General features: G+C 45.6%; 13 protein-coding genes and 1 pseudogene. 8 read left to right on the top strand and 6 right to left on the bottom strand.

All coding sequences use genetic code 11. The features are described from left to right. Positions 1-227 precede the first annotated feature (227 nt). Positions 228-1,382: a DcaP family trimeric outer membrane transporter gene (locus L865_RS0118765; RefSeq protein ID WP_028774649.1), complete on the top strand. Its 1,155-nt coding sequence runs from the start codon at positions 228-230 to the stop codon at positions 1,380-1,382. A gap of 59 nt (positions 1,383-1,441) precedes the next feature. Here L865_RS0118765 and L865_RS0118770 read toward each other — a convergent pair whose 3' ends face one another. From L865_RS0118770 to acs, 3 genes are all read right to left on the bottom strand, one after another. Beyond that, positions 1,442-1,699 (bottom strand): GrxA family glutaredoxin, encoded by a 258-nt coding sequence (locus L865_RS0118770; RefSeq protein WP_028774650.1) that lies wholly within the window; start codon positions 1,697-1,699, stop codon positions 1,442-1,444. A 67-nt stretch (positions 1,700-1,766) separates the two neighbouring features. Further along, on the bottom strand, positions 1,767-3,506 hold the full coding sequence (gene radD, locus L865_RS0118775; RefSeq protein ID WP_028774651.1) for a DNA repair helicase RadD: 1,740 nt from the start codon (positions 3,504-3,506) through the stop codon (positions 1,767-1,769). A gap of 147 nt (positions 3,507-3,653) precedes the next feature. Continuing rightward, on the bottom strand, positions 3,654-5,606 hold the full coding sequence (gene acs / locus L865_RS0118780) for an acetate--CoA ligase (protein WP_028774652.1): 1,953 nt from the start codon (positions 5,604-5,606) through the stop codon (positions 3,654-3,656). Positions 5,607-5,785: 179 nt separating this feature from the next. Between acs and L865_RS0118785 the strand changes: the two genes are divergently transcribed. Next, entirely contained in the window at positions 5,786-9,220 is a 3,435-nt protein-coding gene (locus L865_RS0118785) for a hybrid sensor histidine kinase/response regulator (RefSeq protein ID WP_028774653.1), read from the top strand. Between the two features lie 13 nt (positions 9,221-9,233). Beyond that, positions 9,234-9,845 carry a fumarylacetoacetate hydrolase family protein gene (locus L865_RS0118790; protein ID WP_028774654.1) on the top strand — a complete coding sequence of 204 codons (612 nt, stop codon included), beginning with the start codon at positions 9,234-9,236 and terminating at the stop codon, positions 9,843-9,845. Positions 9,846-9,877: 32 nt separating this feature from the next. Here L865_RS0118790 and L865_RS0118795 read toward each other — a convergent pair whose 3' ends face one another. Then, on the bottom strand, positions 9,878-10,747 hold the full coding sequence (locus L865_RS0118795; RefSeq protein ID WP_028774655.1) for a LysR substrate-binding domain-containing protein: 870 nt from the start codon (positions 10,745-10,747) through the stop codon (positions 9,878-9,880). A gap of 152 nt (positions 10,748-10,899) precedes the next feature. Between L865_RS0118795 and L865_RS0118800 the strand changes: the two genes are divergently transcribed. Together L865_RS0118800 and fghA are read left to right on the top strand one after the other, a co-directional pair. Further along, positions 10,900-12,024: an S-(hydroxymethyl)glutathione dehydrogenase/class III alcohol dehydrogenase gene (locus L865_RS0118800; RefSeq protein WP_028774656.1), complete on the top strand. Its 1,125-nt coding sequence runs from the start codon at positions 10,900-10,902 to the stop codon at positions 12,022-12,024. 43 nt (positions 12,025-12,067) lie between these two features. After that, positions 12,068-12,904 (top strand): S-formylglutathione hydrolase, encoded by an 837-nt coding sequence (fghA, locus tag L865_RS0118805; RefSeq protein ID WP_028774657.1) that lies wholly within the window; start codon positions 12,068-12,070, stop codon positions 12,902-12,904. 50 nt (positions 12,905-12,954) lie between these two features. On the opposite strand, the gene L865_RS0118810 is transcribed toward fghA, so the two are convergent. Further along, entirely contained in the window at positions 12,955-13,611 is a 657-nt protein-coding gene (locus L865_RS0118810; RefSeq protein ID WP_028774658.1) for a response regulator transcription factor, read from the bottom strand. A gap of 1,053 nt (positions 13,612-14,664) precedes the next feature. Between L865_RS0118810 and L865_RS0118815 the strand changes: the two genes are divergently transcribed. Together L865_RS0118815 and L865_RS0118820 are read left to right on the top strand one after the other, a co-directional pair. Continuing rightward, the gene (locus L865_RS0118815; protein ID WP_028774659.1) at positions 14,665-18,042 is read left to right on the top strand and encodes a chitinase C-terminal domain-containing protein; all 3,378 of its coding nucleotides are present in this window, start codon (positions 14,665-14,667) and stop codon (positions 18,040-18,042) included. An 82-nt stretch (positions 18,043-18,124) separates the two neighbouring features. Beyond that, positions 18,125-19,585 carry a lytic polysaccharide monooxygenase gene (locus L865_RS0118820; RefSeq protein WP_028774660.1) on the top strand — a complete coding sequence of 487 codons (1,461 nt, stop codon included), beginning with the start codon at positions 18,125-18,127 and terminating at the stop codon, positions 19,583-19,585. Between the two features lie 61 nt (positions 19,586-19,646). Here the strand turns inward: L865_RS0118820 and L865_RS0118825 are convergent, their stop codons facing one another. Continuing rightward, positions 19,647-21,206, bottom strand: coding sequence for a SulP family inorganic anion transporter (locus tag L865_RS0118825; protein WP_028774661.1), 1,560 nt, complete (start codon positions 21,204-21,206; stop codon positions 19,647-19,649). A 160-nt stretch (positions 21,207-21,366) separates the two neighbouring features. Between L865_RS0118825 and L865_RS25640 the strand changes: the two are divergent. Then, a pseudogene (locus L865_RS25640) lies at positions 21,367-21,512 on the top strand (IS3 family transposase); the annotation flags it as partial.

The following is a 21,512-nucleotide window of genomic DNA, read 5'->3' on the forward strand; positions in this document are numbered from 1 at the left end:
GCCAGTTGGTTTTAATTGGTCATTTGTTTTAGGTTCGAACCGCAAGTTTTGGAATTTCATTACTATTAATCTTGCAGGTGTTGTCAGTGAAGTTCGCTGCTCACCATAGCAAAAACTTTAGATTAAACTGTTATACCTTTGTCTCATAGACGTTTTGCTAATGTTGTTTGCTTGTTAACTCGGTCATATTAATTTCGATAATAAAATAAATGACGAGGGAGAGGTTAATGAACAACTACAAGGCAAGTGCTATAGCAATGGCAACGCTGATGGGTTTGGGAACAAGCGCCCAAGCTGCAGAAACAGATTTTACCTTTGGCGGGTATGTCAAAACAGACGTGATGTTTAGTGATTATTCCAATGGTGCACCGGACTCTGGTTCACTGTCTCGCCAATTCTATGTGCCAGGCACAATATACGGGACTCCAGGAAATGGCGAGCAGGTAGTTGATTTTCAAGCTCGTGAGTCACGCTTTAATTTTAAAACCGTATCAGATTTTGATGGTCACAAATTAACGGGTTTTATTGAACTCGATTTTATGACCCATACCGACGGTAATGAGCGGGTTTCGAACAGCTATTCACCGCGTATTCGCCACGCTTTTGTGAGTTATGATAACTGGACTGTGGGTCAAACTTGGACCACTTTCCAAAATCCAGGTGCACTGCCTGAAAACTTAGATTTTGTTGGTGCTGCTGAAGGTACACCTTTTGTCCGCCAAGCAATGATCCGATATACCAATGGTGGTTTTCAGTTTGCGATAGAAAATCCAGAAACAACGGTTAATACGCCGCTTGATGAAGACGGTGGCACAGGTCGCTTGGTCAGCGGAGCAGGTATGGTACCTGACTTTGTCGCCCGCTATAACTTCAAGACCGAGGGCGGCGCTAAGTTTACGGTTGCGGGCCTAGCTCGTCAGCTTAATGTTGAGAAGAGCGGCTATGACTCACAAACCATGGGGTACGGTGTGAGCTTCACAGGTGTTATTCCTGTGGGAGATGATGACATTAAGTTATCAGCGACTGCGGGTGATGGTATGGGGCGTTATATGGCGCTTAACTACGCCAATGCGGGTGTGCTTGATGCCGATGGTGACATTAAAACCATTAGCTCTTACGGCGGCTTTGTCTCTTATCGCCATTGGTGGAACGATAAGTGGCGCTCAAGCTTCACATTATCAGCGTTTACAGCTGACAATGACGAAAGTTTAACTGGTGGTAGTGTCAACAAAGAGTCTTATTCTGGTTATATCAACTTACTCTATTCACCCATTAAACCAATGACCATTGGTGCAGAATATATGTATGCGGAAAACACCAAGCAAGACGGATATAAAGGCGAGCTAAATCGTCTAATGTTTTCAGTAAAGTATGTACTGTAGATAGTAGCGATAAAAAAAGGAGGCATATTGCCTCCTTTTTTGTTGTTTAAGCGTGGGGATTACAACAAGTTGTTGTCACGTACGTATTGTTCAAACTCAGTGCAACCGCCAACATGTTCTTTATCAACAAAGATTTGCGGCACAGTTTCAACTGGCTTGCCGACAGTCTTTTCTAGATCTGCTTTACTGATCCCTTCGGCATGAATATCAACATACTTAAACTTAAAGTCGTCGCGTGCCTCAACAAGCTGTTCTGATAATTGCACTGCTCTAACACAGTATGGGCAGCCTGGACGGCCAAAGATCACAACAAACATTATGTAACTCCTGAAAAAAGTGTTCGAGTCTTTATACCATAGGGATAGCTAGAATGCATATTCCGTTTTAAAGAAACTTATGCTCGGTTTGAAAACGGCCTTTATAGTCGAAAAATCGCTCAACTAAATCCCAGCCTTTGGTGGTTTTTTTTAATAGCAGCATGTCGGGTTTTCGAAAATTGTTAGCACAATTCACAGCATCTGTTGCGGTGTTAATGGGGGGATGTTTAACACCGGGAGTTTTGGTGTGTGACATGACAAATACCGCATAAAAAGCCCGTCGCTGCGCGGCGGTTTCAAATCGATAGCGATCAGTGAAATCGTTACCATCAAAATCGATGTATTTTACCGTCAAACGTTCATTCTCAACCTGCAAGAGCATATCTTGGCATTTAAACAGATGATGGTGGCGTTGCTGTAATACCTCTTTTAAACGTTTGTCAGCGTCAATAATAGTGGCATCACATGCATGACAGACTTTAGCGGCAATATCGTTAAGTTCACCGCAGCTTGGGCAGGGTTTTGCACGAAAGCGAAAGTCACATTGTATCGATGTGCCTTGCGTTTCAATCAGCCCCTGACAGCGCCTACCGTAATGCTCAACAATATCCCCGTCATCATCAACAATGCCCCAGAAGATATTGGCGAATTGACAGCTAGGACAGGGCACTTGTACCGGTACGCTTTTACTATTGGGCTTGAGTTGGCCAACTTCAGGGTAGAAAAGATCAAAACCGTTGGCGGCATAGTCGATCACCAAACAGTCGTGTTTATCGGTATCAACCCTCAGCCCTCGGCCCACCATTTGCTGAAACAGGCTGACCGATGCCGTTGGTCTTAAAATCGCGATAAGATCAACGTGGGGGGCATCAAACCCGGTGGTAAGCACTGCAACGTTAACTAAATACTTGAGCTGTTTAGCTTTAAACTGATTGATGATGGCGTCTCTATCATCGTGACTTGTCGTTGCCGTAATCAGTCCCGCTTGTGGGCTATCAAGTACAGACATGACTTCTTGTGCATGACGTACAGTGGCGGCAAAAATGATGATGCCCTGTTTTTGCTGGCCAAGTTCGATGATTTGCTCAACAATCGCCACGGTTGCTCGGCCACTATGACTGAGTAGATCATTGATTTGCTTTTCGGGGTAGTGGCCTGAATCCGAGACCGGAATTTGACTAAAGTCATACTGGGCTGACAAACCATCGTACATTTTCGGTTGGCTAAGAAAGCCACGCTTTATCAGTGGCCGCATGGGCAACTCATAGATGCATTTTTCAAATACAGGGGAATCAGTATTCCCCACTTTACCGTGATAATGATGCCGAAAAATCCAGCCTGTTTCTAAACGATAGGGGGTAGCAGTTAGGCCAAGTAATCGTATTTTCGGGTTGACCTGTTTAAGATGTTGGAGCAATTGTTGATACTGACTGTCCTTATCTTGGGAGACCCGATGACATTCATCGATGATAACCAGCGAATAAGGTTGATCAAACCGCTGTGGTTGTTTCACTGCAGACTGAATGCTGGCAACAATAGTCTTTTCTTGGGTTGATTTTTGCTTTAAGCCTGCAGAGTAGATACCCGCTTTATCTGTTAATAAGCCGATTTTGTCTGCGTTTTGCTCAACGAGTTCTTTGACATGGGTCAGGACTAGCACTCTGCCTTTGGCTATACGCGCAAGTTCGGCAATCACAATACTTTTGCCTGCTCCCGTGGGGAGAACCAAGACCGCAGAATCCGTTGATTGTTTGAAATGTGCGATGGCGGCGTCAACCGCATGTTGTTGATAATCTCTTAACTGCAAAAGGGAATTAACTACCTGCTTAATGTTGCATGGCAGAATATCAAGGCTAGCACTGCAGTGCTACGGTTTAGGTAAATAAACTCCGTATTAACAACACAAAAAAGCCCCTCTAAAAAGAGGGGCGTTGGGCGGGAGAGTCCAAAAGTGTTATTCAGTACGGTTTAGACGAGTCTCAATCAAGGTGTCAATCACCGCTGGATCTGCCAATGTTGAAGAATCACCTAAGTTCGTCACTTCATTTGCAGCAATCTTACGCAGGAAGCGGCGCATAATCTTGCCTGAGCGAGTCTTAGGTAGTCCGCCAGCCCACTGGATAAGATCCGGTGTTGCTAGTGCGCCAATTTCTTTTCTCACCCACTGTCTGAGTGATTGGCGTAGCTCTTCTGATTCCGCGGTGCCTTTGGTTAACGTGACATAGGCGTAGATACCTTGGCCCTTAATGTCATGTGGATAGCCTACTACAGCAGCCTCTGCTACTAGTTCATGAGAAACCAGTGCGCTTTCAACTTCTGCTGTACCTAGGCGGTGTCCTGATACGTTGATGACATCATCAACACGGCCTGTGATCCAGTAGTAACCATCTTCGTCACGTTTGGCTCCGTCACCGGTAAAGTACATACCGCGGAAGGTTTTAAAGTAGGTTAATGCAAAGCGTTCGTGGTCGCCATAAACGGTACGCATTTGACCTGGCCATGAATCTAGCATGACTAAGTTACCTTCAGCAGCGCCGTCAATGATGTTGCCCATATTATCGACCAATGCTGGTTGGACACCAAAGAAAGGTCGCGTAGCTGAACCTGGTTTAGTATCAGTCGCGCCTGGCAGAGGACTAATTAAGATACCGCCAGTTTCGGTCTGCCACCAAGTATCAACAATGGGACATTGCTCATGACCAATAACGTCATTGTACCAACGCCATGCTTCTGGGTTAATTGGCTCACCAACCGATCCCATAATGCGTAACGAGCTACCATCAAAATCAGCAAATTGCTCTTTACCTTCTGCCATTAGGGCACGGATTAGTGTTGGTGCCGTATAGAGAATATTGACATTGTGTCGGTCAATCATCTCGCCTAAACGAGATGGAGTCGGATAGTTAGGTACCCCTTCATGGATCAAGATTGTGGCGCCATTGGCTAACGGGCCGTAAACCATGTAGGAGTGACCAGTGATCCAACCCACATCGGCGGTACACCAATACACTTCACCATCTTTGTAATCAAAAACATATTCGTGCGTCATTGAGGCGTAAACCATGTAACCACCAGTGGTGTGCAACACACCTTTAGGGTTACCGGTTGAACCTGAGGTATAAAGTAAAAACAGTGGATCTTCAGCGCCCATCTCTTCTGGGGTGCAGTGCTCTGATGCTGTGCTCATCAGCGCGTCCCACTTGATGTCGCGTCCTTCAACCCAATTGACATCACCGCCAGTGCGTTCAAATACAATCACTTTCTCAACACAGGTCACATCAGGGTGAGAAAGCGCCTCATCGATATTGGCTTTTAGCGGAATGATACGGCCACCACGGACACCTTCATCAGCGGTGATCACCACTTTAGAGTTACCGTCAATCACACGAGACGCAATAGAATCTGGCGAGAATCCACCAAACACCACTGAATGAACTGCACCAATGCGCGCACAGGCCAACATAACAACGGCAGCCTCTGGCACCATTGGCATATAAACTGTCACTACGTCACCGCGACGAACACCTTGGCTTCGCAGGGCGTTGGCAAATTTACAGACGTCAGCATGTAGCTCACCATAAGTGAGGGTGCGTTGGTCAGCGGCGTCGTCACCTTCCCAGATAATGGCAGGCTTATCGGCTTTCTCGGCTAGATGGCGATCAAGGCAGTTGGCTGAAGCATTGAGGGTGCCATCATAAAACCAGTTGATAGAAAGATTGTGGTCATCGAAAGAAGTTTTCTTTACTTTGGTAAATGGCTTAATCCAATCAATGCGCTGGCCATGTTCTCTCCAAAATCCATCAGGGTTTACTATCGACTCCTGATACATCTTTTTATACTGTTCTTCATTAATATGTGCATTTGCTGCGATGTCGCTTGGTACTTTATAGAGAGACTGCGTGCTCATCGGGGCTTCCCTTTGTTGCTAAATGTGCGTAGGACGAGTATGGCTGTGATGGGGTATTAAGCTCTATTAGACCTTGGTCTATAAATAAAATGTCCTTTATTTTTAGCTGGTTGTGAAATAATGGCAACTAGATTTAGGGCTTAAATTAGCGCAAAATAGAATAAAAAAGAGCTTGAGTGATGAATTTGACAATATTTGTGGGCGTAATTGCCATTTTGTACGTGTCGTTGCTGTTCCTGATTGCATGGGGAGCAGAGCGCTGGTTTGGCAAAATTTCCAAAAAAATTCAAGTTGCTGTGTATGGTTTAAGTCTGGCGGTTTACTGTTCATCATGGAGTTTCTTAGGCACTGTTGGTCAATCGGCTCAAGATTTGTGGTCTTTTTTACCGATTTTTATTGGTCCTATTCTGATTTTTGTTTTTGGATTTGGGCTGCTGCGCAAAATGGTGCTGGTGTCTAAAGCACAAAATATCACCTCTGTGGCCGATTTTATTGCGGCGCGTTATGGTAAATCACAACTGATTGCCGCAATTGTTACCCTTATTGCCTTGTTTGGCATCATGCCCTATATCGCACTGCAGCTAAAAGCGATGGTGTTTAGCCTCAATTTATTTCAACCGGAAGATGCCCCTTACGACGGTGCGCGGGTGTCGTTGATTATTACCGCACTGCTGGCTATGTTTGCCATTTTATTTGGCACTCGAAAGCTTGATGCCACTGAGCACAATCCTGGCATGATGCTGGCGATTGCGTTTGAATCATTGGTTAAGTTAGCCGCATTCTTGCTTGTGGGTATCGTGATCAGTTTTGGCTTTTTTGATGGTTTTGGCGATATTTGGGATAAGGCTGCCGCACGGGATCTTATCGTTAACCCTGAGATCCGTATCGAATCATTAATGCCACAACTGTTAGTCGGTATTGCGGCATTTCTTTGTATGCCACGGCAATTCCACGTGATGATGGTGGAGTGTAATGAAGAAAAAACGCTATTAAAGGCCCGTTGGCTATTTCCATTATATTTATTGTTATTTGGGCTGTTTGTTGCGCCGCTCGCGTTAGCTGGCAAGATAGTGCTCGGTGATAGTGTTGCTGCAGACACCTATGTGATTAATCTCCCCTTAGCGTTAGATCAACCCTTGCTCGCCGTGATTGCGCTACTAGGGACACTTTCAGCAGCCACCGGGATGGTGATTGTGGCGGTGGTGACAATCAGTGTCATGGTAAGTAACGAGTGGTTTGTGCCGCTAATGTTGCGTTCGGGCAAAATTCGTCAAAAGAACTTTAGCCAGTTTTCCCAGTTTTTGCTTAATGCGCGGCGATTATCAATTGTGGTGATTTTAGGCTTTGGCTATTTCAGTTACCTCACTTTCATTGACAGTGACTCTTTATCCGCACTCGGTATGTTGTCTTTTGGTGCCTTTGCCCAGTTAGCGCCTGCACTCATTGGCGGTATGTATTGGAAACATGGTAACCGAGGCGGTGTTTACCTTGGGCTGATTGTTGGCTTTGGATTGTGGTGCTATATCTTGATGCAAGGTGCCAATGGCGGTGCCGGTTTGCTTGGACAAGATATTCCATTGCTTGAGTCTATCAACCCCAATACCCGTGATATTTTAACGGCGCTGATAGCTAACTTAGGTTGTTATATTCTGGGCTCTATGTGGTATCGCGCCGGCGTTTCAGAGCGTATTCAAGCCAGTGCCTTTGTCACTCCAGGCGATTTGAAAACCGGTTCAGTGCGCAAGGCATCGCCAGTGTCGCAACAAGACTTACTCATTCTAGCTAGCCGCTTTGTTAGTCCAACTCGTGCCTATGAGAGTTTTTCTCGTTTTTCAGATGAAGCGGTCCGCAGTGATAGCTGGCATAAAGTTGCATCCCCAGAGCTTATTGCCCATACAGAGCATATGCTGGCCGGGGTATTAGGCGGGTCGAGTGCGTCGCTGGTAATGGACTCGGTACTGCAGGGGCAGGATCTAGCCCTTGATGAAGTGTTTAGCTTGGTTGATGAAGCCTCCTCGAAAATCATTTTAAGCCAAGATATGCTTCGTGGGGCGATTGAGCACGCCTATGAAGGTATGAGTGTAGTTGATAAAGATCTCAATCTTGTCGCATGGAATTACAAGTACGCTGAGCTCTACGCTTATCCGGAAGATTTTTTACAAGCAGGCATGCCGATTGCGGATGTGGTTCGCTTTAACGCTGAGCGTGGCTATTGCGGTGAGGGGGAAGTTGATGAGCAGGTAGCCAAGCGAGTACAGCACATGAGAAATGGTACCGCCCATGTGTCTGAGCGGGAACGTCGTGACGGCAAGGTGATTAAAATTCAGGGAAACCCGATGCCCAGTGGTGGCTTTGTGATGACCTTTACCGATATTACCCAATACCGAGAACAAGCTAAGGCGTTGCAGGAAGTCAATGAAACACTGGAAGCACGGGTTAAAGAGCGTACCTACGAGCTGGCAATGCTTAACAGTCAGTTGCTAGAAGCTAAAGCCCAAGAAGAGATGGCTAATGCATCAAAAAGTAAGTTCTTGGCTGCGGTCGGCCATGATCTGATGCAACCACTTAATGCTGCGCGATTGTTCACCGCGTCGTTGGCTCAGTATCCCAATTTAGACCAAGAGGGTAAAACGACCCTCTCTCATGTGAATAGCTCACTTAAAATTGCCGGCGAGTTACTTACCGATCTGTTGGATATTTCTAAACTCGACTCAGGCATGGTAGAGGTTAATCGTCGCGATTTTCGAGTGAGTGAATTACTCAATGGTCTTGCCGTGGAATTTGAGGCTATGGCCAAAGACTATAAAATCGATTTTTCGATGGTCGCCTGCCATGCGACCATCAATTCCGATATGAGTCTGCTACGCCGCGTATTACAAAACTTCCTTACTAATGCTTACCGATATGCAAAAGGCAATCGGGTGCTGTTGGGGTGTCGTCACCGCCAGGGTGCTATTGAAATTCAGGTTCTTGATACTGGTTGTGGTATTGATGACAATGAAGTGGCTGATATTTTTCGAGAATTTAAACGCTTAGATAATCCAGAAAGTAAAAATGTCAGTGGTTTGGGGCTCGGGCTTGCGATTGCAGACAGAATAGGGCGCGTCCTTGAACATCCTATACAAGTACGCTCGGTATTAGGCCGCGGCTCAGTATTTTCAATCACGGTGCCAATTGGCGATAAAGTTCAAGAAAGCACACCTCAACCTTCTGCTAAAGCTATACAGCCATTGGCAGGAGTGAAGGTGCTGTGTATCGACAACGAAGAAGCTATTCTAGCCGGGTTAGAGAGCCTATTGAGCCGCTGGCAATGCGATGTTATTTGCGCCAGTGATTTGGCTGATGCTCGAATCAAATTAGGCTTAAAAGGTGTCGCGCCGGATATCGTCTTAGCAGATTATCACCTTGATGATGGCCAAAACGGCTTAGATGCAATGGAAAATATCCGCGCACTATATGGTGGCCATTTACCGGGAATTTTAATCACTGCCAACACCCGCAAAGATTTGATTGATGATGTGCAAAGCAAGGGTTATCACTACATGGCAAAAATGGTCAAACCGGCCGCACTGCGGGCACTGATATCAAGCTTGGTAAGTAATAAAACTAATTAGATAGGATATACCGTTGAAGACTGTATTGTGGCAAGGGGAGCAAATTGCGCCCAGTAAAATAGTGTGTGTTGGCCGAAATTATGTAGAACATATTCATGAGCTTAATAATGAAGTGCCTGAAGAGATGGTGCTGTTTTGCAAACCCAATTCGGCCATTTGCAATGACTTAATTGCTCACCGCGGCGAGGCTATTCACTATGAGCTAGAGCTTTGTTTACTATTTGATGGTGAGCGATTTTGCGCTGTAGGTGTTGGATTCGATTTAACCAAAAGAGCGCAGCAAAGCCGATTAAAACAGCAAGGTTTACCATGGGAAAGAGCAAAGGCTTTCGACGGCTCAGCGGTTTTTAGTGAGTTTGTTAGTGTTGATGCGATAGACGATACCTTAATGTTTGCGCTAGAAGTTGACGGTCAAGCGCGGCAACGTGGCAATATTGAGTTAATGATCTCAGCGCCTGAAAAGATTCTCACCGAGATACAGTCTTTTATGACGCTGCAAGCGGGTGATATTGTGATGACAGGTACACCCAAAGGTGTGGGAGCCTTGGTTGCCGGTAGTCGTTATCTGGCTTGCTTATATCAACACCATACACTGCTGTGTGAACTAGACTTAACTGCCCAATAGTGAGTCGTAATAGGTTTGCATTTTATCTGAGTTTACGGCAGTTGCTCTGCTAAAAAGCCGATAAGCGTTTTCACTTTAGGCGACAAGTGACGGTTTTCAGGGTACATGGCCCACACGCCCTCCAATGGTTCTTGATACTGAGAGAGTATTGGAACTAAATCGCCTGTCGCTATGTCATGTTCAATATAGTAATTAGGTAACTGCGCAATACCCAAGCCTTTGATGGCTGCATCACGCAGGCCGTGACCAGTGTTGCAACGCAGATTACCGTTGACCTTAATATGTCTAATTTGCTTGTTTTCGATAAAGCGCCAGTAATCATGGTTGCCTATGAGGCAGTTATGGTTACTCAGCTCTGATAGGGTATGTGGTTGTCCATATCGGGTTAAGTAAGCCGGTGATGCACACACGTAGTTAGTTCTTTGGCTTATGCGCTTAGCAATGAATGACGAGTCAGCTAGCTTACCTATTCGTATCGCGAGATCCATACCTTCTTCAATTAAATTTATCTGGGTATTAGTCAGCTGAATATTGACCTCTACATTGGGATAGCGCAGTAAAAAGTCGTTGACCAATGGCAGGATGTATTTCTCGCCATAGGCAACAGGTGCCGTGAGTTTGATTAATCCTTGTGGTGAATGTTTTAAGCTACTCAGCGCGCGTTCTGCGTCTTCAAGGCCGTTAAGTACTTGGCGGCAATGGCGATAGTAAATAGCGCCTTCTTCTGTTAACGACACCCGCCGTGTGGTGCGGTAGAACAGTTGGGTATCTAATCGCTGCTCTAAGCGACTTATCTGCCGACTGATCTGCGCAGTTGATAACAACAAACGTTGGCCGGCTTTAGTAAAGCTTTCAGTTTCTGCGACCGCCACGAACTCGCTGACTCCATCCCAAATCATGATTGTTACCATACAGTAAAAATGAATTTCAATAATGCTAGATTATCATTGCTGAAGAAACAAATACAATGATGGCATCTGAGCTAGCCGATGAGCATTAGCATGGCTATGCTAAATAACACACGCAAAAATGACACTATATGGAGTGACAGGAAATGTCTGACAAGTTTATCAAGTCAAAAGCGGCAATTGCATGGGGACCAGGGCAGAAGTTATCGGTTGAAGAAGTCGATGTTATGTTGCCTCGTGCCGGTGAAGTCTTAGTCAAGGTTGTGGCTTCTGGTGTATGTCATACCGACGCGTTTACGCTATCGGGTGATGATCCTGAAGGAGTATTTCCAGCGATTTTAGGCCATGAAGGTGGCGGGATTGTCGAAATGGTCGGCGAGGGTGTGACGAGTGTGAGTGTTGGTGATCATGTCATTCCACTGTATACCCCTGAATGTGGTGAATGTAAGTTCTGTAAGTCTGGTAAAACAAATTTATGCCAGAAAATCCGTGAGACTCAAGGTAAAGGTTTAATGCCTGATGGCACGACTCGCTTTTACAAAGATGGTGAGCCAATTTTCCATTATATGGGCTGCTCGACGTTCTCTGAGTACACCGTCCTGCCTGAAATCTCGCTTGCTAAAGTCAACCCTAAGGCACCGTTGGAAGAAGTCTGTTTGTTAGGTTGTGGGGTGACCACTGGTATGGGCGCGGTCCTCAATACAGCAAAAGTTGAACAAGGTGCTAGTGTCGCCATATTTGGCTTAGGTGGTATTGGACTGTCAGCGATTATTGGTGCCACTATGGCAGGTGCGGGCCGTATTATCGCTATTGATATCAACGAAAGTAAGTTTGAACTTGCCCGTAAACTAGGTGCCACCGATTGCATTAACCCTAAAGACTATGACAAGCCGATTCAGGAAGTCATTGTCGAGTTGACCGATGGCGGCGTAGATTACTCGTTTGAGTGTATTGGTAACGTCGACATTATGCGCTCTGCACTTGAATGCTGCCATAAGGGGTGGGGTGAGTCAGTTGTTATTGGTGTGGCGGGAGCTGGACAAGAAATCTCTACCAGACCGTTTCAATTAGTTACAGGGCGTGTGTGGCGTGGTTCTGCATTTGGTGGCGTAAAAGGGCGTTCTGAGTTACCTGAAATTGTCGAAAGATACTTAGGTGGCGAGTTTAAACTGGATGACTTTATCACTCACACTATGTCGCTGGAAAAGATTAACGAAGCCTTTGATTTAATGCATGAAGGTAAGAGTATTCGCTCTGTCATTCACTTTTAATGATTAACGGGTTGGGCCATGGCCCAACCCGTGAGGAACAATCATGAGTTTAGAAAATATCAGTGCGAATAAAGTGTTTGCTGGTTGGCATAAGCAGTACTCCCATGAGGCGGTATCGACGCAATGCTCGATGCGCTTCGCAATTTATTTGCCGCCACAGGCTGCTGATAGCAAAGTGCCAGTGCTATATTGGTTATCGGGTTTAACCTGTAGCGATGAGAACTTCATGCAAAAAGCAGGGGCTCATCGCATTGCTGCAGAGCTCGGTATCGCCATTGTTGCACCAGATACTTCGCCGCGAGGTGAAGGGGTTGCAGACGACCCTAACGGTCAATATGATCTTGGCTTAGGGGCAGGATTTTATGTTAATGCGACTCAAACTCCTTGGGCGCCGCATTATCAGATGTACGACTATATTGTTGATGAGCTGCCAAAGTTAATTGAAGCCAATTTTCCAGTGACTAGTCAAAAAGCGATTGCCGGTCATTCAATGGGCGGCCATGGTGCGTTGATGATAGCCTTGAGAAATGCGGACAAGTACAGTTCTGCTTCGGCTTTTAGCCCAATAGTGAATCCAAGCCAAGTGCCTTGGGGTGAAAAAGCGTTTAGTCATTATTTGGGTAAGAACCGTGATGATTGGGCTCGATACGATAGCTGTGAATTAATGAAATCTAGCAAACAGCCAGTACCTATGTTAGTCGACCAAGGTGAGGCTGATAGCTTTCTAGAGCAGCAACTGACGCCACAGCGCTTAACCCAAGTTGCTGAGGAAGTGGGCTATCCACTGACTTTGCGGATGCAGCCTGGATATGACCATAGTTATTATTTTATTGCCAGCTTTATAGAGTCTCATTTACGCTTCCATCATCAACACTTTTAAACAAAAAAACCGAGCTAAGCTCGGTTTTTTTTGATTAGTTGACTTCAAAGCTATATATCGACTTTTTCCATTTCTAGCTGCTGCAGGGCAATCACAGCTTGGGTGCGATTGCGCACGCCCAACTTTCTAAATATTGCGGTAGCGTGGGCTTTAATGGTTGCCTCTGATACCCCTAAATCGTAGGCGATCTGCTTATTAAGCAAGCCTTCTGCAAACATCTGTAAAACGCGATATTGTTGCGGGGTTAAGTCAGCCAATTTACTGGCCATTTGGTCGGTACCGTCTTCCACAATTTCTTGCAGCTCAATATTCTCAGGTAGCCATACATCGCCATATAGGACAGCGGTTAATGCCGAAGCTAAGGTTTCCATCGACGCAGATTTAGGTATAAAGCCAGCGCTGCCATAATGGACTGCACGGCTAATCGTCATCGCGTCTTCATGGGCTGAAATAACAATAACTGGCAAATCAGGGTAGTGAGTACGCAAATGAATCAGCGTTGAGTACCCGTGTGAGCCCGGCATTTGCAGATCGAGCAATACCAAATCAAAGGGAATTTCTTTGTCTAATAGCGACTGCAATGCCTCAGCGCTATCAGCTTCATACCATTGCGTACTTGCAAAAGTAGAAGTGAGGGCTTGTCTGAGAGCATTTCTAAACAGTGGGTGATCATCTGCGATCAGGATATTTAAATTTTCTAGCTTCATGGCTTTTTTTGATTATGTTCGTTGCACGTGAAGGTTACCTCAATGTAGCAGAGATTAGCCCACGAATCCTATTGCTTTGTCGTTATAAATGACAAAAACATGAACATTAACCCGCTTTATTAGACTTATGTCTAATGATAAATGTCTGTCTTGAGTGGCAAAGATTCGCTAGGCAGACAGCTTAGTGTTGTGGGGCGCTAATTCTGTACATCCGTGTGTGCAACCTTTGACTGAAAACAACGATATAAATCAGTGTAAAAGAGCAGAACGATACCGCAGGTATAATGGTTATTATTACTGTGACTACTTGAATGCTATCTAAATCATTTTTAGAACAGAATAATTTCAATGCAATAACTGTTATTTTATAAAAGATTAAACCTTAAAGTGTTGAGCAAGCCTCTAAATCTTAGCGTGATGTTTTTATATGGGTTATTATATGGGGCGTTATATAGCTTTCACAAGGTTAGAGTTTGCAGGTATCTATTTTCTTATTGTGTTTTTATATTTTTAGAGTGTCACCTTAAGCTTGAGGAGAGACCGTTGGTTAATTTTTTATGCAGTAAGATATAATTTAATACTTAGGGTTTTATAAGCTCATATAGCTAATATTATCCACTTGGTTGTGTTAGTTTTTGTATTAATTGTCTTTTTATATTTTTCATTGTTAGATTTTTCATTGTTAGTTGTAATGTTTGGTTTTTATCGCTTAGTTGCCTTGCCTCCTAGTTAGAACATGATGTCACTTGGTGTGCTTATTATGTGTTAGTTTCTACTTTTAGGTTTATTGTAATTGCGTATGGCATTTGATATTTAAAGATTTTATATATTTTAAATGACATTTCAGAGTGCTTGCTGTTGGGTTGGTTTTATCGTTTGATGTTGTTTTGTTATAAATTTAAAATATTTGGTTATAATAAAAAACTAAACAAAAGTGATTAAGTTGTGTAGATTTATCTAACCGATGAGGTAGCCTTTGTAGTTAAATTATAGAGTTTTGTTGTCTCCGTATTTAGGTTTTCGGTAATCTAAAACTATAATAGGAATAACAAAATGAGTAACGATAGTAATAGGTTTATAACCCAACGGCGAACGCTTAGTTGGATGCTTAGTTCAGCTTTTATTTCCCTCGGATTTAGCTCTCATGCGCAAGCGGTTACTTGCGAAAGTATTGACGCTTGGGATGCCGATGCTGTTTATGCCACACCAACACAAGTTGTTCAGCAACAGATGTTGTACCAAAACAAGTGGTGGACTACCAATGAGTCGCCAGCGACTTCGGGGCAATGGGGGGCGTGGGAGTATCTTGGAGATTGCGATTTAACGGGCAACTTGCCTCCCGACGTGGTGGTTAATTCACCGGTTGCAGGTAGTGTTTACAGTTTTGGTGATACGGTCAATCTTGATGCCACGGTATCTGATAGCGATGGAAGCGTGGTCAGTGAGCAATGGTCAGTTAATGATACGGTGGTACAAACTCCGTGGGTTGCTGACATTCAAGGTAGCGTGACTGTCAGCATATTAGCAACAGACAATGAAGGCGCCACTACGCAGCAAACAGTGCAGATTGAGGTACAAAACAGCAATAATTTACCACCAGAAACCGTCATTATTTCACCCACAAATGACAGCGCTGTCAATTTGGCTGAAATCGTGACCGTCATCGCGACTGCTAGCGACCCAGATCAAGGTGATACGGTGCAATCGGTGGAGTTGTTAGTTGATAATGTTGTTGTGGCGACCGATCTCAGCGCACCTTACGAGTTTGATTGGCAGGCGAGCACCGTTGGCGCTCACTCCCTGCGTACACGTGCTTATGATAGTGCTGGGGCCAGCGCTGATTCTGCCGCAATCAATATTTTGGTTAATGCAGCAAACAGTGCACCGGCGGTAAATTTAACTTCGCCAGTCAGCGGTTTTAATGTCACGACTAACGCTGTCGTCCCGCTCAGCGCTAGCGCGAGCGACAGTGATGGCGAGATAGTTTCGGTGAGCTTCTATGCTAATGGTGCCTTGGTCGGTACAGATACGAGTACACCTTTTACTTACGATTACGTCGCTGCGACAGAAGGTGATTTAGTGATCACAGCCGAAGCAACCGATGATGTTGGCGCAAGCACACTATCGAGTGCGGTTATCGGCTATGTCGGTGAAATGCCGACTGATCACGAACAATGTCGCCCCGAAGGTTTACTTGGTCAGTCTGTTTATTGTGATATTTACGATGAGCAGGGCCGAGAAAAAATGGGCGCAGATCATGCCCGCAGGGTCATTGGGTATTTCACTTCATGGCGAACCGGTACTAACGGCCAACCAAGCTATTTGGTAGACGATATCCCTTGGGACAAGATCACCCATATTAACTACGCTTTTGCCCACGTTGATGCCAGCAATAAGGTTTCAGTAGGTAACCCTAATAGTGCCAGCAATCCGGCTACAGGCATGACTTGGGATGACATTGCTGGTGCAGAAATGGACCCTGAGTTTGCCTATCAAGGTCATTTCAATTTGTTGAGTAAATATAAAAAACTTCATCCGCAGGTGAAAACCCTTATCTCGATTGGTGGCTGGGCTGAAACCGGTGGTTACTTTGATGAAAATGGTCAGCGTGTTGCTAGCGGTGGCTTCTACGAGATGACTAAAACTCAAGCCGGTATTGATACATTCGCTGACTCTGTTGTGGAGTTTCTTCGTACCTATGGGTTTGACGGTGCCGACATCGACTACGAGTATGCTACGTCCATGGCAAAGTCGGGTAACCCTGATGACTTTGCCATTGCAGATCCGCTCCGAGCTACGCTATTTAAGCAATACGATGTGTTGATGCAGACCTTGCGTAACAAGCTAGATGCAGCGGGTATTGAAGATGGTAAGCACTACATGTTAACTGTCGCGGCGCCAGCGTCGGGATATTTACTTCGTGGTATGGAAGCCTACCAAATGACGCGTTTTCTCGATTACGTCAACATCATGACCTATGACTTACACGGTGCGTGGAACGATTTTGTCGGACACAATTCACCTTTGTATGACACTGGTGAAGATGCCGAACTGGCGTTCTGGGATGTGTATTCTACGCCGCAATACGGCGGAATAGGCTACCTCAATACCGATTGGGCCTATCACTATTTCAGAGGCGCGCTGCCTGCTGGGCGAATCAACATTGGTATTCCGTACTACACTCGCGGCTGGCAGGGGGTGACTGGTGGAACTAATGGCTTGTGGGGTAAAGCGGCGTTACCAGATCAAACAACTTGCCCTGATGGTACCGGCGAGGGTGACAACAACTGCGGTTATGGGGCCCAAGGGATTGATAATCTTTGGCATGACAAAGATAAACTGGGTAATGAAATGTTCGCAGGCTCTAACCCTATGTGGCATGCGAAAAACCTAGAGCAGGGCATTTTAGCCAGCTATCTGGCTGACTATGGTCTGGACCCTGCCACTAATCCAAATCACCAGTTAACCGGAACCTATCAGCGACACTATGATGCGATTGCTGAAGCAGCTTGGCTGTGGAACCCCAGTAAGTCTGTTTACTTGTCTACCGAAGATGAGCAAGCCATGAATGCCAAAGTGCAATATGTGGTTGAGCAAGGGCTAGGTGGGGTGATGTTTTGGGAGTTGGCAGGGGATTTTGACTGGCATCCACAGCGAAAAAATGGCCAAGGTGAGTACTTTATCGGCACCACGATGACCAGCATTGCATACAATGCGTTCGCCTCAGCGAGTCCGTATGGGAATAGTGTCAGTGAACAAGCAATGCCAGCTCAGAGCCTTGACATGGCAGTGTCACTTAGTGGGTTTAAGGTGGGTGACAGTAATTATCCAATCACGCCCACTTTGACTATCACCAATAATAGTCAAACAACTATCCCCGGAGGCGCAGTTTTCGAGTTTGATATCGCAACGTCAACTTCCGCCGAGATAAGTGACCAATCTGGGTTAAATCTCACTGTGATAAGTGATGGCTCTAATGTGGCGGGCGGCAATGTTGGCGGTTTAGAGAAAAACTATCACCGTGTGCAAATGACATTACCAAGCTATCAGACTTTAGCACCAGGACAAAGCTTTGGTGGTGTCATCAAGTATTACCTTCCGGTAAGTATGCCCGCCAACTTCACCGTCAGTTTTAACGGTACCAGCTATGGCTTTGGTCAAAGTGATAACTCAGTGCCCGGTGAATGTGAACTCGACCCGAGCCTGCCCCAATGCCAGCCGCCACTAACCGATCCTTGTTCGGCTGTGGGCATAGACGCTAGCACTATCCCAGCTTATCCCAACTTCCCACAAACTGACTGGCAAGGTAACCCGAGCCATGCCAATGGAGGCGATTGGATGAAAGATGACACTTCAGTGTTTGAAGCGCTGTGGTGGACCAGCAGCGTGCCGGGAGGTAGTGACTGGAAGTTCGTTTGTAATATCGACTAACTGTCTAGCACACAAAGGGCGCGCAGGCCAGTTTGCGCGCCATTACCTATACGCAGTTTGAACGCGTAATGGAGAGAATAGTATGTCAACTCGAAACATGTATACCTTAGGTCTGGTTTCTGCTGCACTAGTGAGCCAAACACTATTGGCAACCCTGGCCTATGGCCATGGTTTTATGCAATCGCCGCAAGCGCGGCAGCAGTTTTGTGTAGAAGATGGTGGTTATTGGTGGCCAGATGACGGCAGCGCAATACCCAATCTAGCCTGTCGTCAGGCATTTTTAAAGTCAGGAACTAAGCAGTTTGTACAAAACCATGAGTTTTCAACGAACGTGGTTGATTATCACAATCAAGCGTCAGTTGAAGCTGCAGTACCCAACGGTCTGTTATGCGCTGGTGGTGATAGCGCCAAACAAGGAATGGATGAACCTTCATCTTTTTGGCAGCGCAGTCAGGTTACACCTGCTGCAAACGGTGATGTTGAAGTGGTGTTTGCCGCGCACACTCCCCATAACCCAAGTTACTGGGAGTTTTATTTGTCTAACCAAGGTTATGATGCCGCCACTCAGTCGCTGACTTGGGAGCAACTCACGTTAATTAGTGAATTGGGCAATGTAGCAGCTGAAACTGTCAATGGCATGAAAGTCTACAAAATGACCATAAATATACCGGCTCATCGCAGTGGTGATGCGACGCTGTATACGCGCTGGCAACGAATCGATGAAGCTGGAGAAGGCTTTTATAACTGTAGTGATATCAATATTAATCAAGATGGCTTGCCGCCACAATGGACAGATGTAGGTCAATACTTAGCTAATGGCATTGATGCGAATATTGGTGATGAAGTGTGGTTTAGGCTATTTGATGGTGCCGGCCAGGAATTGGTATTTGAAACTTTAGTTGTCGATACAACAAATAGTGCCAATCAATTGTGGGCAGAACAATTGGCAGCACAAGTGGTACAAGGCCATAGTAGCAGTGTCCAGGTGGGCGTGTTCCAAGCAGATGGCACTATTTCTTATGCGGCGGATCGCAGTTTAAATCGTGTTTGGAGTTCAATTGCCAATGTAAGCTATCAAATGGATATTAAGTCCAGTGCTAATGCGCCTCAGGTGTCTTTTCTCAGTCCGGCCAGTGGCGGTGTTTACACGGTAGGCGATACTGCATTGTTATCAGCACAAGCAACAGATAGCGATGGGCAAATCGTATCAGTGGATTTTAGTGTTGCCGGTAATATAGTCGCGCAGTTAAGTCAGCCGCCGTTCACAACGGAGGTCATACTGCAACAAGCTGGTACGGTAATTGTAAGCGCGTCTGCGACTGATAACAGTGGCCTGACATCTAACACAAGTGTCAGTATTGAGGTTCATGCGGCTCAAGGTGGATGCACTGCAGCGCCTTGGCAGACGGATACCATCTATGTTGCTGGCGATAGTGTGTCCTACCAAGGGCAAGTGTTCAGTGCTAAATGGTGGACGCGATCTGAAGTGCCAGATGCCGCAAATGAGTGGGGTGTGTGGCAGTTAGATGGAACGTGCGAGTAACGCGATATAGTTAACAATGACTGTAAAAAAGGGCTTCATTAATGAAGCCCTTTTTTTTGGGTTAAGAGTCTAACTTATCGTCGGCCACTTTATAGTGCGGATCTTCAATAAGATTAACTTCAACAAGATCGCCTGCTTTATGCAGTAGCTGTTTACAATCATGGCTTAAGTGACGTAAATGCAGCTTCTTGCCGGCACTCACATAACGCTCTGCCAATGTATCGATAGCATCAAGTGCTGAATGGTCGCAGACCCGTGAGTTTTGGAAATCGACAATGACATCTTCTGGGTCGGTTTTTGCGTGGAACAACTCTAGGAATTCTGCCGCTGAGCCAAAGAATAATGGGCCATTGAGTTTGTAGATCTTCCAGCCGTTGGCATCTTCGCTCACTTCAACATTGATGTGTTTTGCGTGCTCCCAAGCAAACACCAACGCCGATACGATTACGCCAACAAACACAGCGAAAGCAAGATCGGTAAAGACAGTAACAACGGTCACCAATACAATCACGAACGCATCATGTTTTGGTACTTTGCGCATCACTTTAAAGCTAGCCCACTCGAAGGTACCAAGCACTACCATGAACATCACACCCACGAGAGCCGCAAGCGGGATCATTTCAATTAATGATGAACCAAATAAGATGAAGGCAAGCAGTGCAACTGCGGCTGTGATACCCGATAAGCGGCCACGTCCACCAGAATTAATGTTGATCATTGACTGACCAATCATCGCGCAACCACCCATGGCGCCGAAGAAACCACTCGTAATGTTACCTACACCTTGGCCAATACACTCTTTGTTGCCTTTACCCCGTGTGCCAGTCATTTCGTCGACAACTGTTAGGGTTAACAAAGACTCAATGAGACCCACCGCGGCTAAAATCATTGAATAGGGCAGGATGATGTAAAGAGTCTCTAAATTATACTCGACCGAAGGTATAGAGAAGCTCGGCAGTGAGCCTGCAATAGTTGCATTAGGATCGCCACTCATCGATTTAAGAAAATCGAGTACGGTGCGGGTATCGAGATCTAAAAACACCACCATTAAGGTGACGGTCAAAATGGCCGCTAATGAAGAAGGAATTGCGTTGGTCAGCTTAGGCAAGAACTGAATAATCGCCATCGTTAGCGCAACTAAGCCTAACATCAGCAGCAATTGATTCTGAGGTAACCATGTCAGCACGCCATTGGCATCGGGCGCTTTAAACTGCCCAAGTTGAGCTAAGAAGATAACAATAGCCAGACCGTTTACAAATCCTATCATTACTGGATATGGAACGATTCGAATAAACTTACCCAGTTTCAACAGGCCAAAGCTAACCTGAATTAAACCGGCTAATACCACAGCGGCAAACAAGTATTGCACCCCGTGCTCTGCCACCAAGGCTACCATCACCACGGCCATGGCACCTGTTGCACCAGAAATCATGCCCGGTCTGCCACCGATGACGGCGGTCACTAGTCCCATGATGAAAGCCGCGTATAGGCCAACCATAGGCTCGACGCCTGCAACGAATGCAAATGCAACCGCTTCAGGAACCAGCGCGAGCGCAACAGTTAAACCTGATAATACATCAGCTTTACTACTGGCTGTTTTGTGACGAATGAGATCGAACATTTTGCCTCTGTTATAAATATGTTGATAGATTAAAGTGCGGCCGCGAATACTACCAAAATTTTGGCTACAAGAAAATAAAAAAGCCATGCATTACTGCATGGCTTTTAGTCACAAACGTTTGTCCCGTCCTGAGATAAGTTGACACTTTGGAGACTTATCTATGAAACCTTCGAGCACAATTAGCATTAAACGTACACAACGTGATTACACATTAGGCTTTAAATTAGCCGTTGTCAGTCAAGTAGAAAAAGGCGAGCTAACCTATAAGCAAGCTCAACAGCACTACGGTATTCAAGGTCGAAGTAC

The sequence above is a fragment of the Shewanella waksmanii ATCC BAA-643 genome (genome assembly GCF_000518805.1).
Lineage (GTDB): Bacteria > Pseudomonadota > Gammaproteobacteria > Enterobacterales > Shewanellaceae > Shewanella > Shewanella waksmanii.

Coding starts and splice junctions, on each gene's coding strand:
- fghA (WP_028774657.1), top strand. CDS start 12,068: ATGAGTTTAGAAAATATCAGTGCGAATAAAGTGTTTGCTGGTTGGCAT.
- L865_RS0118800 (WP_028774656.1), top strand. CDS start 10,900: ATGTCTGACAAGTTTATCAAGTCAAAAGCGGCAATTGCATGGGGACCA.
- L865_RS0118825 (WP_028774661.1), bottom strand. CDS start 21,206: ATGTTCGATCTCATTCGTCACAAAACAGCCAGTAGTAAAGCTGATGTA.
- L865_RS0118785 (WP_028774653.1), top strand. CDS start 5,786: ATGAATTTGACAATATTTGTGGGCGTAATTGCCATTTTGTACGTGTCG.
- L865_RS0118820 (WP_028774660.1), top strand. CDS start 18,125: ATGTCAACTCGAAACATGTATACCTTAGGTCTGGTTTCTGCTGCACTA.
- L865_RS0118815 (WP_028774659.1), top strand. CDS start 14,665: ATGAGTAACGATAGTAATAGGTTTATAACCCAACGGCGAACGCTTAGT.
- L865_RS0118810 (WP_028774658.1), bottom strand. CDS start 13,611: ATGAAGCTAGAAAATTTAAATATCCTGATCGCAGATGATCACCCACTG.
- acs (WP_028774652.1), bottom strand. CDS start 5,606: ATGAGCACGCAGTCTCTCTATAAAGTACCAAGCGACATCGCAGCAAAT.
- L865_RS0118770 (WP_028774650.1), bottom strand. CDS start 1,699: ATGTTTGTTGTGATCTTTGGCCGTCCAGGCTGCCCATACTGTGTTAGA.
- L865_RS0118765 (WP_028774649.1), top strand. CDS start 228: ATGAACAACTACAAGGCAAGTGCTATAGCAATGGCAACGCTGATGGGT.